At 74.6% G+C, this 12,921-nt stretch carries 18 protein-coding genes; 12 read left to right on the top strand and 6 right to left on the bottom strand.

Going from position 1 to position 12,921, the window contains the following annotated elements:
- Positions 1 to 284: 284 nt before the first annotated feature.
- The 3 genes from AB0F11_RS24275 to AB0F11_RS24265 all read right to left on the bottom strand — a co-directional run bounded on the left by AB0F11_RS24275 (position 285) and on the right by AB0F11_RS24265 (position 1,909).
- On the bottom strand, positions 285 to 971 hold the full coding sequence (locus AB0F11_RS24275; protein WP_362177405.1) for a UdgX family uracil-DNA binding protein: 687 nt from the start codon (positions 969 to 971) through the stop codon (positions 285 to 287).
- A gap of 2 nt (positions 972 to 973) precedes the next feature.
- The gene (locus tag AB0F11_RS24270; RefSeq protein WP_362177403.1) at positions 974 to 1,534 is read right to left on the bottom strand and encodes a hemerythrin domain-containing protein; all 561 of its coding nucleotides are present in this window, start codon (positions 1,532 to 1,534) and stop codon (positions 974 to 976) included.
- A 192-nt stretch (positions 1,535 to 1,726) separates the two neighbouring features.
- Entirely contained in the window at positions 1,727 to 1,909 is a 183-nt protein-coding gene (locus AB0F11_RS24265) for a CsbD family protein (RefSeq protein WP_362177401.1), read from the bottom strand.
- Between the two features lie 156 nt (positions 1,910 to 2,065).
- Here AB0F11_RS24265 and AB0F11_RS24260 point away from each other — a divergent pair, with 156 nt between their 5' ends.
- The 8 genes from AB0F11_RS24260 to AB0F11_RS24225 all read left to right on the top strand — a co-directional run bounded on the left by AB0F11_RS24260 (position 2,066) and on the right by AB0F11_RS24225 (position 7,332).
- Positions 2,066 to 2,221, top strand: coding sequence for a DUF6131 family protein (locus AB0F11_RS24260; RefSeq protein ID WP_362177398.1), 156 nt, complete (start codon positions 2,066 to 2,068; stop codon positions 2,219 to 2,221).
- A 106-nt stretch (positions 2,222 to 2,327) separates the two neighbouring features.
- Entirely contained in the window at positions 2,328 to 3,581 is a 1,254-nt protein-coding gene (locus tag AB0F11_RS24255; protein WP_362177395.1) for a cytochrome P450, read from the top strand.
- 335 nt (positions 3,582 to 3,916) lie between these two features.
- Positions 3,917 to 4,288, top strand: coding sequence for a hypothetical protein (locus AB0F11_RS24250; RefSeq protein ID WP_362177393.1), 372 nt, complete (start codon positions 3,917 to 3,919; stop codon positions 4,286 to 4,288).
- The gene (locus AB0F11_RS24245) at positions 4,285 to 4,539 is read left to right on the top strand and encodes a hypothetical protein (RefSeq protein WP_362177391.1); all 255 of its coding nucleotides are present in this window, start codon (positions 4,285 to 4,287) and stop codon (positions 4,537 to 4,539) included. Before AB0F11_RS24250 ends, AB0F11_RS24245 begins: the two co-directional genes overlap by 4 nt.
- Entirely contained in the window at positions 4,536 to 5,300 is a 765-nt protein-coding gene (locus AB0F11_RS24240; RefSeq protein ID WP_362177388.1) for a metallophosphoesterase, read from the top strand. The genes AB0F11_RS24245 and AB0F11_RS24240 overlap by 4 nt, the downstream gene beginning before the upstream one ends.
- Positions 5,301 to 5,334: 34 nt before the next feature.
- The gene (locus AB0F11_RS24235; protein ID WP_362177385.1) at positions 5,335 to 6,024 is read left to right on the top strand and encodes a HemK2/MTQ2 family protein methyltransferase; all 690 of its coding nucleotides are present in this window, start codon (positions 5,335 to 5,337) and stop codon (positions 6,022 to 6,024) included.
- On the top strand, positions 6,008 to 6,322 hold the full coding sequence (locus AB0F11_RS24230; RefSeq protein ID WP_362177383.1) for a CDGSH iron-sulfur domain-containing protein: 315 nt from the start codon (positions 6,008 to 6,010) through the stop codon (positions 6,320 to 6,322). The genes AB0F11_RS24235 and AB0F11_RS24230 overlap by 17 nt, the downstream gene beginning before the upstream one ends.
- The gene (locus AB0F11_RS24225; protein ID WP_362177380.1) at positions 6,319 to 7,332 is read left to right on the top strand and encodes an iron-containing redox enzyme family protein; all 1,014 of its coding nucleotides are present in this window, start codon (positions 6,319 to 6,321) and stop codon (positions 7,330 to 7,332) included. The genes AB0F11_RS24230 and AB0F11_RS24225 overlap by 4 nt, the downstream gene beginning before the upstream one ends.
- Before the next feature lie 61 nt (positions 7,333 to 7,393).
- On the opposite strand, the gene AB0F11_RS24220 is transcribed toward AB0F11_RS24225, so the two are convergent.
- Both AB0F11_RS24220 and AB0F11_RS24215 read right to left on the bottom strand, forming a co-directional pair.
- The gene (locus AB0F11_RS24220; RefSeq protein WP_362177378.1) at positions 7,394 to 8,359 is read right to left on the bottom strand and encodes an LLM class F420-dependent oxidoreductase; all 966 of its coding nucleotides are present in this window, start codon (positions 8,357 to 8,359) and stop codon (positions 7,394 to 7,396) included.
- Between the two features lie 59 nt (positions 8,360 to 8,418).
- Positions 8,419 to 8,751 carry a plasmid stabilization protein gene (locus AB0F11_RS24215; protein ID WP_362177375.1) on the bottom strand — a complete coding sequence of 111 codons (333 nt, stop codon included), beginning with the start codon at positions 8,749 to 8,751 and terminating at the stop codon, positions 8,419 to 8,421.
- Between the two features lie 154 nt (positions 8,752 to 8,905).
- On the opposite strand from AB0F11_RS24215, the gene AB0F11_RS24210 reads away from it, so the two are divergent.
- Complete coding sequence (locus AB0F11_RS24210; protein ID WP_362177372.1) at positions 8,906 to 10,006, top strand: glutamate--cysteine ligase; 1,101 nt, start codon at positions 8,906 to 8,908, stop codon at positions 10,004 to 10,006.
- 57 nt (positions 10,007 to 10,063) lie between these two features.
- Here the strand turns inward: AB0F11_RS24210 and AB0F11_RS24205 are convergent, their stop codons facing one another.
- Positions 10,064 to 10,399: an antibiotic biosynthesis monooxygenase family protein gene (locus tag AB0F11_RS24205; RefSeq protein ID WP_362177369.1), complete on the bottom strand. Its 336-nt coding sequence runs from the start codon at positions 10,397 to 10,399 to the stop codon at positions 10,064 to 10,066.
- Between the two features lie 187 nt (positions 10,400 to 10,586).
- On the opposite strand from AB0F11_RS24205, the gene AB0F11_RS24200 reads away from it, so the two are divergent.
- The 3 genes from AB0F11_RS24200 to AB0F11_RS24190 are packed head-to-tail and all read left to right on the top strand — an operon-like array spanning position 10,587 to position 12,882.
- Positions 10,587 to 11,222, top strand: a complete 636-nt coding sequence (locus tag AB0F11_RS24200) for an ATP-binding cassette domain-containing protein (protein ID WP_362177366.1) — start codon at positions 10,587 to 10,589, stop codon at positions 11,220 to 11,222.
- Positions 11,219 to 12,106, top strand: a complete 888-nt coding sequence (locus tag AB0F11_RS24195) for a metal ABC transporter permease (protein WP_362177363.1) — start codon at positions 11,219 to 11,221, stop codon at positions 12,104 to 12,106. The genes AB0F11_RS24200 and AB0F11_RS24195 overlap by 4 nt, the downstream gene beginning before the upstream one ends.
- Entirely contained in the window at positions 12,064 to 12,882 is an 819-nt protein-coding gene (locus AB0F11_RS24190) for a zinc ABC transporter substrate-binding protein (protein WP_362177360.1), read from the top strand. The genes AB0F11_RS24195 and AB0F11_RS24190 overlap by 43 nt, the downstream gene beginning before the upstream one ends.
- The last annotated feature ends 39 nt before the right edge of the window (positions 12,883 to 12,921 follow it).

Below are 12,921 nucleotides of genomic sequence, written 5' to 3'. Positions count from 1 at the left end.
CGGCGCACCGAGGAACCCGGCTCCGCCGGGCACCGGGCTCCGCCCGGACCCGCGCCTCAAACGCCGGCGGGGCTGGATTCGCCGGACCCCGCTTCGACAGTGGAAGCCAGGGGACTGGAGTGCCGCCCCTGGCTACGACAGTGGAAGGCGGGGACTAGATCCGCCGCCCTCGGCTTCGACAGGGGACCCGTCAAGCGGGCACCGGAAGACGAGGGCCGGCAAAAGTCAGCCCCGCCGGCGATTGAGGCGCGGGGCCGGGCAGAGCCCGGTACCGGCGGGGCCGGTCAGCCCAGGGCCTGGGCGGCGGTGCGGAGGTCTGAGACCAGGCCCTCGTACAGGGCCTCGCGGTCATCGGCCCGCAGAACGGCCGAGGGGTGGATCGTCGCCAGCCCCCGCCCGTGCAGCGCCCCGTCGTCGAGCGTCGGCAGCGGCACCAGCAGCCCCCGCCGCTCGCCCACCCGGAAGCCGCTCCCCCACAGCGCCCGGCCCGCGGTCGCCCCGAGGGCCACCACCAGCTCGGGGTCCACCAGCCGCAGCTCGGCGGCCAGCCAGGGCCGGCACGCGGACAGCTCGCGCAGCGTCGGCTGCTTGTGGATCCGACGCTTGCCGCCGCCCGACGGCCGGACGAACTTGAAGTGCTTGACGGCGTTCGTCACGTAGGCGGCGTCGATGTCCAGGCCCGCATCGTCCAGGGCCCGGCGCAGCAGGCTGCCGGCCGGCCCCACGAAGGGCTCGCCCCGGCGGTCCTCCTGGTCACCCGGCTGCTCGCCGACCAGCATCAGCCGGGCCGAGGCGTCGCCCGCCCCGAAGACGGTTCCCGTCGTGCCCTCGTACAGCGGGCAGCCCCGGCAGTCGGCCGCGGCCCGCCGGTGCGCGGCGAGGCCGCCGCGCACCGGCAGGTAGGGACGGGCGTCGTACCCGTCGGCGGCGGCCGTGTCGCCGGCGGGCCGTGTCCCGGTGGCGCGCGGCACGGTCAGGACACCTTGCCGCGCCCGCTGATGAGGTCCCGGGCGCGGTCCACCAGGCCGATGCCGGGGCCGAGGATCTTGTTGGCGGGGGGCGTGGAGGGGCTGCCCGGGTGGGGCCGGGTCGGCGCGAGCTTCTTGGCGCGCCGGATGCGGTCGCCGAGGTCGTCCAGGGCCTCCTGCGGGCAGTTGTGCCGCAGGGTCGGGAAGAGGTTCTCCTCCTCGTCCTTGATGTGGGCGAGGACCTCGGTGCGCAGCTCGTTGACGCAGCCGGTGAACGCGGCTCCGGCGGGGTCCAGTTCCTCCAGCTTCTTCAGCATCTCCTCGACACGGGAGTGGTCGGCGATCTCCTTGTCGGCGATGCGGTCGCCGCCGTCCAGGTGCTCGCGGACGGCCGGGTAGAGGTACTGCTCCTCCGCGACGGAGTGGCGGACCAGTTCGATGGTCAGCTGGTCGGCGATTTCGCGGCACCGATCGGGGTCCTTCTCGGTCCCGAGCCGGGTGAAGAAGTCCTTGACCTCGTCGTGGTCGGCGGTGAGCTCGCGCACCACGTCTCCTCCGTGTCCCATGGCCTGCCTCCCTGGGGTTGCGGGTCCGGGCCGTCCGCCCGGACGCTCTTCACGGGCGCCTGCCCCGGCTCCCCGCCCGTCATGCGCCGGAACACCGGAACGCAGGAACGCCGGGCCGCCGGGACACCGGCAGCGGGCACGGAACGGCGGGCACGGCGCCCACAGGCGCCGTGCCCGCCGCGAGGGGGCCGGTCAGCGCTTCTTCTCGCCGATCTTCCTCATCTGGGCCGCGGTGTCGGACGCGGACTCCTCCATGCGTCCCTTGGTCTTCTCCGCCTTGCCCTTGGCTTCCATGCTCGTGTCGTCGGCCATGGAGCCGATCTCTTCCTTCGTCTTGCCCTTGCCCTGTTCGGCCTTGCCCTTCAGCTTGCCCATCGTGGCCTCCTGACGTGCGGCGTACCGGTCGCCTGGCGGCTACCCGGGATGCAGGGCCTCATGCTCCGAAACCCCGACCGTGCTCACAGGCATGAGAAGCCGCTGACGTGGTAGACGCATCAAGGTCCCCCGTCCGACAGGTGCCAGGAGGTACCCATGATTATCCTGGGGCTCATTCTGCTCATCCTCGGTTTCGTCTTCGGGATCTCGATCCTCTGGACGATCGGCATCATCCTCCTCGTGATCGGCCTCATCCTGTGGGTGCTGGGCGCCGCGGGGCACGCCGTCGGAGGCCGGAAGCACTACTACTGACGAGCCCGTACCGCCCCGGCTACCCGTCCGAGCCGCCGGTGGAAACGCTCCGGGAGCGCAGCTCCCGAACGTGGATACCGACGCCGAGGGCGGGTAGCCGCGCATCATGAACTCCTTCCCCGACAGCACCCTGGCCCTGCTCACCCGCGGGTACGCGTGGCGGCCCGGCCGCGGTCGCAGCCGCGGCGCCGATCCGGTCCGGGTGCGGCTCCTCGGCCGGCGCGCCTACGTCCTGTCCGGCCCCGACGCGGTCGGCTTCTTCTACGACGAGAAGCACGTCCGGCGCCGGTCGGCCCTGCCGGGACCCGTCCTGGACACCCTGTTCGGGCGCGGCGCCGTCCACACCCTCGACGGCACCGCGCACCGCACGCGCAAGGCGCTGTTCACCGGTCTGCTGATGGACGAGGAGCGGGTGGCGGCCCTGTCGGAGCGGGTCCTGACGCTGTGGCGCCGCGAGCTGGCCCGGTCCCGGGGACGGGAGCTGTGCGTGTTCGACGCGGCGAGCCGGGTGCTGGCCCGCGCGGTGTGCGGCTGGGCCGGACTGCCGCTGTCCGACCGGGACTTGCGGCGCACCGCACGCGACTGCGTGGCGATGGTCGACGGCTGGGGCACGCCCGGGCCGCGCCACTGGCGGGCGCGCCGGGCGCGCCGGCGCCAGGAGAGGCTGTTCGCGCGTCTGGTCGAGCGGACCCGCGCCCAGGACGGCCGGCAGGGCGCACCGGCCTTGGCGAAAGCCGCCCGGGAGCCGTCGGTGCTGGAGGCGGTGGCCCGGCACCGCGATGCCGACGGGGCCCTGCTCGACCCGCACACCGCGGCCGTCGAGCTGCTGAACGTGGTGCGGCCCACCGTGGCCGTGGCCTGGTTCGCGGCCTTCGCCGCACACGCCCTGCACCGGTGGCCCGAGCAGGCCGCCGCGCTGCGCGCGGACGGCGGTGCGCGGGCCCGGGCCTTCGCCCACGAGGTCCGCCGGTTCTACCCGTTCGCGCCGTTCGTCGGCGGTGAGGCAGCCGCCGACCTGGTACGGCACGGCGAGCGGATCCCGGCCGGGAGCCTGGTCCTGCTCGACCTGTACGGACAGAACCACGACCCGGGGCTGTGGGAGGACCCCGACCGCTTCGACCCGGCCCGCTTCGACGGCCGGCCGCCGGAGCACGACGTACTGGTCCCCCAGGGCGGCGGCGACGCCCGCAGCGGGCACCGCTGCCCCGGCGAGGACATCACCGTGGCGCTCGTCTCCGCGCTCGCCGCGGACCTCGCCCGGCGCTCCTGGACCGTCCCCGACGGCCAGGACCTGCGGATCCCGCTGCACCGGATGCCGACACGGCCGCGCAGCGGTGTGGTAATCGTCCCCGGACCCTGAGCGGCACCGCCGCGTCACCCCCGTGAGGCACTCCATGACCCGTCGAAACCCCAGCGACTCCCGCCACCCCGGCGTACTGCCGACGCCGGCGGGTCTGGACCCCCCCGAGCCGCCCGAGGACCCGCTGCCCAAGGACCACACGCAGGCGATCCTGGAGACGACGAAGCAGGTGGCCGCACTGCTCAAGCGGTCCGGGCGGCCCTTTCGCCCTCGCGGGCAGCGTCGCGGCCTTCGCCCACGGCCTGCCCGCCAGCTTCCAGCACGACACCGACTTCTGCGTACGCCCCGAGGACGCCGAGGAGGCGATCAAGGCCCTCGAGGACGGCGGCATCGCCATGCGCCGCGCCCCCGAGGACTGGCTGGTCAAGGGCCGCTCGGGCGGCGAGGAGATCGACCTGATCTTCGAACTGGCCCGGCGCCCGGTCAGCACGGCGCTCCTGGAGCGCGCCACCGTCAAGCCGGTGGACTCGGTGTGGATGCCGGTGCTCTCCCCCACCGACCTCATGGACGGCCGCCTCACCGCCCTGTGCGAGCACTACTGCGACTTCGGCGACCTGCTGCCGATGGCACGCATGCTGCGCGAGCAGATCGACTGGGCCCGCCTCGACCGCGACCACCGCGACGCGCCGCTGGCCGACGCGTTCCTCCACCTGCTCGACAGGCTCCACGTCATCGACCGCCCGGACAGGACGGAGCACCCACCATGAACACGGCCGAGATCATCGAATACCGCATCGAGCACCTGCGCGACCGGCTCGCCCGCGAGGACGCCGCCGAACTGAGCGTGCAGATCGAGATGCACGGGACCCGGGCCGTCGTGCGCGGCTGCGTCACCGACGAGGGCACCCGTGCGGCCGTCCTGCGCCTCGCCCGCGAGGAGCTGGCCGGCTTCGACTGGTACGAGGACCTCACCGTGTGCCGACCCGAGCCTCCCGACCACGCCGAGGAGCTGTCATGACCCGCGTCGCAGCAGTAGGAGACATCCACCTCGGGCCCGACAGCGCCGGGATGCTGCGGCCCGCCTTCGACACGCTCGGCGACTGCGCGGACCTGCTCCTCCTGGCCGGCGACCTGACCCGGCACGGCACGCGCGGGGAGGCCCGGGTGGTGGCGGCCGAGGTGGCCGGACTGCCGGTGCCGGTGGTCGCGGTGCTCGGCAACCACGACTACCAGAGCGGCGAGGAGGAGGCCGTCACCGAGGAGCTGTGTGCGGCCGGCGTGCACGTCCTGGAGGGCGGCGGCGTCCTCCTCGACCTCGACGGGGCGAGGGTGGGCATCGCCGGGACGAAGGGCTTCTGCGGGGGCTTCGCCGGACGCAGCGGCAGCGAGTTCGGCGAACCGGAGATGAAGGCGTTCATCCGCTACACCCGCTCCTGCGCGGAGGGGCTCGGCCGGGCCCTGGGCGGACTGGGCACCTCGGGCAGCACCCTGCGGATCGCGCTCACGCACTACTCGCCGGTCCCGGACACCCTCGCGGGCGAGCCGTCGGAGATCTTCCCGTTCCTCGGCAGCTACCTCCTGGCGGAGGCCATGGACGCCGAGGGCGCCGACCTGGCGGTGCACGGCCACGCCCACCGGGGGACCGAGCACGGCATGACCGGCGGCGGCATCCCGGTCCGCAACGTCGCCATGCCGGTCATCGGCCGGGCCTTCGCCGTGTACCACCTCACACCGCACCTTCGGCCGACCGTGGCGGGTAGCGCCGCGGGTTCCGGGTAGCCGCGGTACGTACCGCACCGAGGAAGGAGTCCCGATGCCCGCAACCGCGCCGACCGCAAGGCGCGCGCCGAGGCCCCGGCTGTTCACCCCGCCCGGGGTGTACCGCCCGCAGGCGGACACCCGCCTGCTGGCGGCGGCCCTGGACCGCGAGGAGCTCGCGCCCGGCACGGCCGTGATGGAGATCGGCACCGGGACCGGGGCCCTGGCCCTGCGCGCCGCGGGCCGCGGCGCCCGGGTCACCGGGGTGGACATCTCCTGGGCGGCCGTCGCCGCCGCGTACGTGAACGCGCTGCGCCGGCGGCTGCGGGTCCGGGTGCTGCACGGGGACTTCGCCGCCCGCACCCGCGGCCAGCGCTTCGACCTCGTCCTGGCCAACCCGCCCTACGTCCCCTCCCCCGAGCCCCGCACGCCGACCCGCGGCCCCGCCCGCGCGTGGGACGCAGGCCCGACGGGGCGCCTGGTCATCGACCGGATCTGCGAGCTGGCCTCGGCGCTGCTCCGGCCCGGAGGCGTCCTCCTGCTGGTGCACTCGGGCCTGTGCGGGCCGCAGACCACCGTGCGCCACCTCGAACGCTCCGGCCTCTCCGCGCGCATCGTGCAGCGCGCGGCCGTGCCGTGGGGTCCGGTGCTCCGCTCGCGCAGGGCCTGGCTGGAGAGCCAGGGACTGGCCGAGGCGGGCGGCGTCTGGGAAGAACTGGTGATCATCCGTGCCCGCTGCCCGTGACCCCGCCCCCGGCCCGGCCCCGGACCCGTCCCGGCCGGCGCGCCGGGTGACCGTGGACCCGTACGGCCCGGTGCTCGTCGAGGGCCCGGTGGAGGTCGTGCTGGCGGACGGTACGGTCGCCCGCTCGGACCGCTTCGTGGTCGCCCTGTGCACCTGCCGCCGCAGCCGGACCCCGCCCTGGTGCGACACCAGCCACCGCCCGCGCCGCCGGGACGCGGCGGCGCCGGCCCCCGAAGCCCCGGCCGGGCAGGCCCCCGCGCCCGATGCCCCGGCGCCCGACGACAGGAGTGACCCGTGACCGACCCCGGTCGCCCCGGCCTGGTCCCCGCCCGGGGCGTGCTCTCGCAGGCCCTGCTGGACGCGCTGCGCTCCGGCCGGCTGCCCGTGTGCCCCCCGGCGGCCCTGACCCGCGCCGACCCCTGGGGCGAGGACCTCCAACTCGCCCTCTACCTGCTGTACGAGCTGCACTACCGCGGCCTCGACGGGGTCGACGACGAGCGCGAATGGGACCCCGACCTGCTGCGCCTGCGCCGTGACCTGGAGGGCGTGGTCCTGCACGCCCTGCGGTCCGAGCTCCGGGGCGCGCCCCGCCGGGTCGACGAGGCCTTCGGCCCCCTGCTCACCGAGCCCGTCGCACCGGTCCACAGCATCAGCCACCACCTCGAGGAGGAGGGCGAGCTCTGGCAGCTGCGCGAGTACGCCGCCCTGCGCTCCCTCTACCACCTCAAGGAGGCGGACCCCCACCTGTGGGTGGTGCCGCGCCTGTCCGGCCGCGCGAAGGCCGGCATGGTCGCCGTCGAGTACGACGAGTTCGGCGCGGGCCGCGCCGAAGCCGTCCACTCCCGCCTCTTCGCCGAGCTCATGGCCGACCTCGGCCTCGACCCCGCGTACGGCACGTACCTGGACCACGCCCCGGCGCCCCTGCTCGCCACGGTGAACCTGATGTCCCTGCTCGGGTTGCACCGGGCCCTGCGCGGGGCGCTGGTGGGGCATTTCGCCTGCGTGGAGGTGACCTCCTCACCGGGGTCCCGCCGGATGGTGCGCGCGATGCGGCGCCTGGGCGCGGGCGCGGCCGCGGAGCACTTCTACGCCGAGCACGTCGAGGCCGACGCCGTCCACGAGCAGGTGGTGCGCCGCGAGGTCATCGGCGGGCTGCTCGCCGACGAACCGCGGCTGGAGGCCGACGTGGCCTTCGGGTGCGCGGCGACCGTGCTGCTGGAGGAGCGGCTCGCCGCGCACATCGAGACGGCCTGGGGGCGGGACGCCTCCGCCCTGCGCGTGCCCTTGGCCGCCGGGCTGACGGGCTGATCCGGCAGGCCACGGCTCGCGGCTGACGGGCTGATCCGGCAGGTCACGGCCCTGCGGCGGCTCACAGCTCCCGCAGGGCCGGCAGCAGCTTGGACTCGGCCCACTCCAGGAAGGGCTCCTGGTGGTTCCCGCCGATCTGGACCACGGCGACCTCCGTGAATCCGGCGTCGGTGTAGCCGCGCACGGCTTCGACGACCGCGTCCACATCGTCCCCGCAGGGGATGTCGTCCGTGAGGTCCTCGGGCCGGGTGTGCTGCGTGGCCCCGGCGAACCCGGCCGGTCCGGGCAGCTCCGCGTTGACCTCCCAGCCGCCCGCGGCCCACCGGAACTGGTCGTGGGCCCGTGCCAGGGCGGCGTCGCGGTCGGTGTCGTAGCAGAGGGCGAGCTGCCCGACGCAGGGCTTGCCGGAGCCGCCGTGCGCGGCGAAGGAGTCCACGAGCCCGCGGTTGGGCTCGACGGCCACGAGGAGGTCGCCGTACTGCCCGGCGAGCTCGCAGGAGCGGGGGCCGGATGCGGCGATGCCGATCGGCGGCGGCTGGTCGGGGAGGTCCCAGAGCCGGGCGTTCTCCACGTCGAAGTGGGTGCCGTGGTGGCTTACGGTGCCGCCTTCGAAGAGGGAGCGGACGATGCCCACGGCCTCTTCGAGCATCTCCAGACGGACGTGGGGGGCGGGCCATCCGGCGCCGACGACGTGCTCGTTGAGGTTCTCGCCGGAGCCGAGGCCCAGGCGGAAGCGCCCGCCGGACAGGAGCTGCATGGTGGCGGCCTTCTGTGCCACCACGGCGGGGTGGTAGCGGAAGGTCGGGCAGGTCACGTACGTCATGAGCGGGATCCGGGTGGTGGCCTGCGCGGCGGCGCCCAGGACGCTCCAGGCGTAGGGCGCGTGTCCCTGGGAGTCCAGCCAGGGGAAGTAGTGGTCCGAGATCACGGAGAAGTCGAACCCCGCCCGCTCCGCGCCCACCAGGTGGTCCACGAGGTCCCGGGGTCCGGCCTGCTCGGTCATCATTGTGTATCCGATGTGCACCATGCCCGGCGCCTTGCCGCTGGCGCCGGGCCGAAACCTGCGCCGGGCGCGGCCGCGCCGCCTCAGCCCTCGTCTTCGCCCAGGGCCTTCTTCAGCTCGGCCTTGTTCATGTCCGAGCGGCCGTGGACGCCCCGGCGCCTGGCCTCTTCGTAGAGCTGGTCGTAGGTGGGTCCTTGGGCTCCGCTGTGGGAGCGCAGTCCGCCGCGGCGGGAGGAGGACATGTCCTCCAGGGACGTCCTGCTCGCCGTCTCCGACTCGCCCGCGCGGGCCCGTTCCTTGTTCACGGTGCGGGCCGCGATCTCCTTGGCCCGCTTCTCGCTCTCGCCGCGTTCCTCGGCGCTCTCCTTGATGTGTTCGTACTGGCGTTCCCTCTTGTTGCTCCAGCTGCGCGGCATGGTTCCTCCCGCGGGAAGTCCGAGTGGTCGCACCGCGCCTACCCCTCCGCCGGTCCCCCACGCGCCCCCGGCACCGGGCCCCCGGACTTGGCGGCGGGGGGACTGCACGGGTCGTGCAGGGGTAAGCGGAAACAGTAGGTTCGAGGAGTGGGTCATGACCGTGCTCACGATGGGGGTGGAAGAGGAGTTCCTGCTGGTGGACGGGGTCAGCAGGCGTCCGGCGGAGTGCGCTCCCACGGTGATCGCCGCGGCCGCCGCGGAACTCGGCCCGCAGGTGCAGGCGGAGTTCTTCACCGCCCAGGTGGAGGTGTGCACGGAGCCGGTGGCCGGCACGGAGGCGCTGCGGACCGAGCTGGTCCGGCTGCGGCGCGCGGCCGTCGCGGCGGCCGCGGGGTCCGGCTGTCGGCTGGTGGCGACGGGGACCCCCGTGGTGCCGCCGGCCCGGCCCCTGACCGTGACGGACACGGACCGCTACCGGCGGATGGCCCGGAAGTTCGCCGCGTTCGTCGGCGAGTACGACGGACTGGTCTGCGGCTGCCACGTCCACATCGGCAGCATGGACCGGGCGTGCGCCCTCGCGCTGGCGAACCACATGCGGCCCTGGCTGCCGGTCCTGCAGTCGCTCACCGGCAATTCCCCCTTCTGCCTGGGCCGGGACACCGGCTTCGAGAGCTGGCGGTACAAGACCTTCGCCCGCTGGCCCACCGTCGGCCCGGCGCCCGTGCTGCGGGAGGCCCAGTACGAGGCCCACGTGGGCTCCCTGGTCGAGCACCGGGTCCTGATGGACCGCCGGATGGTGTACTGGTACGCCCGCCCCTCCGAGCACGTGCCCACGCTGGAGATCCGCGTCGCCGACTCCAACGCCGACCTGGACACCGTGGTCCTCGTCGCCGCCCTGGTCCGCGGCCTCGGACAGAGCCTGCGAGCCGAGGGGGCTGAGGACCGGCCGCCGCCGCGGGTGCCGAACCGGCGGCTGCGCTGCGCCCATGAACTCGCCGCCGCCCAGGGCCTCACCGGGTGGGGGCTCGACCCCGTCAGCGGCGAACAGCTGCCCGCCGGCGTGCTGGTGGACCGGCTGGTGTCCCGCGCGGCGCCGGGACTGGAGGCTGCCGGAGACCTCCCGCTGGTCGCCGAACTCCTGGCCCGGCTGCGCCGCAACGGCAGCGGGGCGACCCGGCAGCGGGCCGCCCTGCGCCGCCACGGCCGCCTCGCCGAGGTCGTCGACGCCCTCGCCACGGCCACCGAAGCGGTGTGAGAGCCGGACCGCCGCCCCGGGCACGGAGCTGCCGGGGCGGGGGCCGCAGCGTGCGTGCTACGCCCTGCCGTGGGTGGACCTCACCTCGAAGAGCCTGGGCTGGACGTCGGTGGCGATGGTGGCGGCCTGGTCCATGTGGACGCGGGCCTCGGGGTTGGCGAGCATGGCGCGGTAGTGCTGCTCCGATTCCCACTGCGCGTAGTTGACGACGCGCTCGCCGTCCTGGCTGATGTGGAAGTTGGCGCAGATGAAGCCCGGCTGGTGCTTAATGGTCGCCTCCGTGGCGTGCGCCAGGAGCGCGACGAGCTCCTGCTGCCGCTCGGGCGCGACGGTGAACACGTTGATCAGCGTCGCGACCGGGCGGCTGGAGTCGATGGATGCGGTAACGGTCATAGGGCCATCCCTCCCCTTACCGCGGTCGCGGATACCGGGCATGCCGTGAAATCCCCCGATCCGGTGTCGCCCGCTCGGGCGGAAAAGGTTCCGGATCCCGGGAACTGCCGGGCGGGGCCCGCCGACTACTGGCCCGTGGGGCGACGGCGGCGGCTGCCGGACGCCCGCGGACGACCGGAGGATGCGGATGGGCGGGCTGGACGTGCGGATGCGGGGGGTCGCCTGCCGGCATGGGCGGGTGGAGGCGGTCGCCGACGTGGACCTGGAGATCGCCGCCGGTGAGCGGGTGGCGCTGACCGGGACCAACGGCTCCGGCAAGACCACGCTGCTGCGCGCCGTGCTCGGCCTGCACCGGCCGGTGACGGGTTCGATCCTGGTCGGCGGCCGCGACACCCGCTCCCCGGCGGAGTGGGCCTGGCGGCGCCGCGCGTGCGCCTGGATCCCGCAGAAGCCGGCCGGGGGCCGCTTCCCGCTGCTCGGCGCGGAACTGCTGGCCAGCAGCGCCGCCCCGGCGGACGCCGCCCGGGCCGCGGACCGGCTCGGGGTGGGCGCGCTGACCGGGCGGCCCCTGCACACGCTCTCCGGCGGCCAGCTCCAGCGGATGTACCTGGCCCGGGCCCTGGGCTGCGTCGCCGCGGGGGCCGAGGTGCTGCTGGCCGACGAGCCGACCGCCGCCCTCGACTTCGACGGGCAGGCCGAGGCCGCGGACGTCCTCTCCTCGCTGCCCGTGACCCTGGTGGTGGTGACCCACGACCGGGCGCTCGCGGACCGCTGCGACCGCGTCCTGGAGATGGCCGCGGGCCGGCTGCGGGAGGTCCGGTGAGCCTCGCCACGGGTCCGGTGACCCTCGCCACGGCCGACCTCGGCACGCTGCTCCAGCTGCTGCCCGTACAGCGCGCGGGGGCGGCCCTCCTGCTCGCCGCGATCGGCCTGCCGGTCGTCGGGGTGGTGATCGTCGGGCTCGACATCATGCCGGTGCGGTTCGCGATGATGCACGTCGCCCTGCTCGGCATCGCCGTCGGCCTGCTCACCGGGCTGGACCCGGTGCTGTGCGCGCTGGTCGCCTGCGCCCTGGCCGGGGCGGGCGTGGCCCCCCTCGCCCGTACGCCGGACGGCCTGTCCGGAGCCATGGGCCTGCTGATGAGCCTGGCCATCGCGGCCGCGCTGCTCCTGCTCGCCGTGTCGGGCGTCAACGCCTCGGGGGCCTTCTCCCTGCTGTGGGGGTCGATCCTGTCCGTCGGGACCCCGGACCTCGTCGTGCTCGCAGTGCTCGCCGCCGTCGTACCCGCCCTGTTCGTCCGCAAGCGGCGCGAGATCGGCCTGCTGCTGTACGACCGCGAGCTCGCCCAGTGCTCCGGCGTCCCGGTCCGCGCCCTGACCGCGGCCCTGCTGGTGCTCGTCGCGATCGCGGTCGCCGGGGCCATCAAGCTCACCGGGGCGCTGCTCGTCGACGCCCTGACCCTGCTGCCCGCCCTCGCCGCACGCCGGCTCGGCAGCTCGCTGACCTCGATCACCCTCTGGGCGATCGGCATCGGCCTGACCGTGAACCTGACGGGGTTCCTGCTGGCCCTGTGGCTGGACTGGCCGCCCGGCCCGGTCCTCGTCCTGACGGCGGGGGCGGTCGTCCTCGCCGTCCATTTCACATCCGAACGGAGAACCAGCCCATGGCGCGCACCCGCGTCCGCATCCCTTCCCTCCTCGCACTGAGCGCCGCCGCGGCCTCACTCGCCCTCGCGACCGGCTGCGGCAGCGGTACGGGGTCCTCGGCCGCCGCCGCTCCGGACGCGCCCGCGCAGGCCGGCAAGCCCAGGGTGGTCGTCACCACCACCTGGGAGGGGGCCTTGGCCAAGGCCGCCGGTGCGCGCGACGTCACGGTCATCGTGCCGCAGTCGGTGCACCACGCCCCCGACTACGACCCGAAGCCCTCCGACCTCGCCGCCGTCGCCCAGGCCGACTTCGTGCTCTACGCGCCCTTCGAGCCGTACGCGGCGAAGATCAAGGAGGCCGCCGGCTCCAAGGCCAAGCTTGTCGAGGTGAACCTCGACAACGACCCGGACAAGGTCAAGGCCGAGGTCGACGAGCTGGGCGGGCTCTTCGGCACGGCGGACGCCGCCACGCAGTGGAAGGCCGGCTTCGACAGCGAGTACGCACGGCTGAACCAGGAGCTCAAGGCGGCCTGGCCCGGCGGCACGAGCCCGACCGCGGTCACCCAGGTCTTCACCGCCTGGTCGGCGAAGCTCGCGGGAGCCACCTCGGTCGGCACGTACGGACCCGAGGCCGTCACGCCGGCGCAGCTCGCCGAACTCGCGGCGAAGAAGCCGGCCCTGGTCCTGGACAACGCCCACATGTCGACCGGCACCGTCCTGCCCGACTCCGGGGCCCGGCAGGTCGAGATCGTCAACTACCCGGGCCGGGACCTGGACCTGCTGCCGGTCTACCGCAACGCGGCGGCCGAGCTGAGGAAGGCCATGGGCGCCTCCTGACCGGCGGAAGGGTACGCCGGGGTGAGGGGGCGGGCACGC

Origin of the sequence: Streptomyces sp. NPDC032472, assembly GCF_040636955.1 — a bacterium.
Taxonomy (GTDB): Bacteria; Actinomycetota; Actinomycetes; order Streptomycetales; family Streptomycetaceae; genus Streptomyces.
This window is presented reverse-complemented; position numbering and strand designations above follow the sequence as displayed.

Excerpts from the sequence above, each read along its gene's own strand:
- AB0F11_RS24270 (WP_362177403.1), bottom strand. The coding sequence starts at position 1,534 with ATGGGACACGGAGGAGACGTGGTGCGCGAGCTCACCGCCGACCACGAC.
- AB0F11_RS24265 (WP_362177401.1), bottom strand. The coding sequence starts at position 1,909 with ATGGGCAAGCTGAAGGGCAAGGCCGAACAGGGCAAGGGCAAGACGAAG.
- AB0F11_RS24260 (WP_362177398.1), top strand. The coding sequence starts at position 2,066 with ATGATTATCCTGGGGCTCATTCTGCTCATCCTCGGTTTCGTCTTCGGG.
- AB0F11_RS24255 (WP_362177395.1), top strand. The coding sequence starts at position 2,328 with ATGAACTCCTTCCCCGACAGCACCCTGGCCCTGCTCACCCGCGGGTAC.
- AB0F11_RS24250 (WP_362177393.1), top strand. The coding sequence starts at position 3,917 with ATGCGCCGCGCCCCCGAGGACTGGCTGGTCAAGGGCCGCTCGGGCGGC.
- AB0F11_RS24245 (WP_362177391.1), top strand. The coding sequence starts at position 4,285 with ATGAACACGGCCGAGATCATCGAATACCGCATCGAGCACCTGCGCGAC.
- AB0F11_RS24240 (WP_362177388.1), top strand. The coding sequence starts at position 4,536 with ATGACCCGCGTCGCAGCAGTAGGAGACATCCACCTCGGGCCCGACAGC.
- AB0F11_RS24235 (WP_362177385.1), top strand. The coding sequence starts at position 5,335 with ATGCCCGCAACCGCGCCGACCGCAAGGCGCGCGCCGAGGCCCCGGCTG.
- AB0F11_RS24220 (WP_362177378.1), bottom strand. The coding sequence starts at position 8,359 with ATGGTGCACATCGGATACACAATGATGACCGAGCAGGCCGGACCCCGG.
- AB0F11_RS24215 (WP_362177375.1), bottom strand. The coding sequence starts at position 8,751 with ATGCCGCGCAGCTGGAGCAACAAGAGGGAACGCCAGTACGAACACATC.
- AB0F11_RS24210 (WP_362177372.1), top strand. The coding sequence starts at position 8,906 with ATGACCGTGCTCACGATGGGGGTGGAAGAGGAGTTCCTGCTGGTGGAC.
- AB0F11_RS24205 (WP_362177369.1), bottom strand. The coding sequence starts at position 10,399 with ATGACCGTTACCGCATCCATCGACTCCAGCCGCCCGGTCGCGACGCTG.
- AB0F11_RS24200 (WP_362177366.1), top strand. The coding sequence starts at position 10,587 with ATGGGCGGGCTGGACGTGCGGATGCGGGGGGTCGCCTGCCGGCATGGG.
- AB0F11_RS24190 (WP_362177360.1), top strand. The coding sequence starts at position 12,064 with ATGGCGCGCACCCGCGTCCGCATCCCTTCCCTCCTCGCACTGAGCGCC.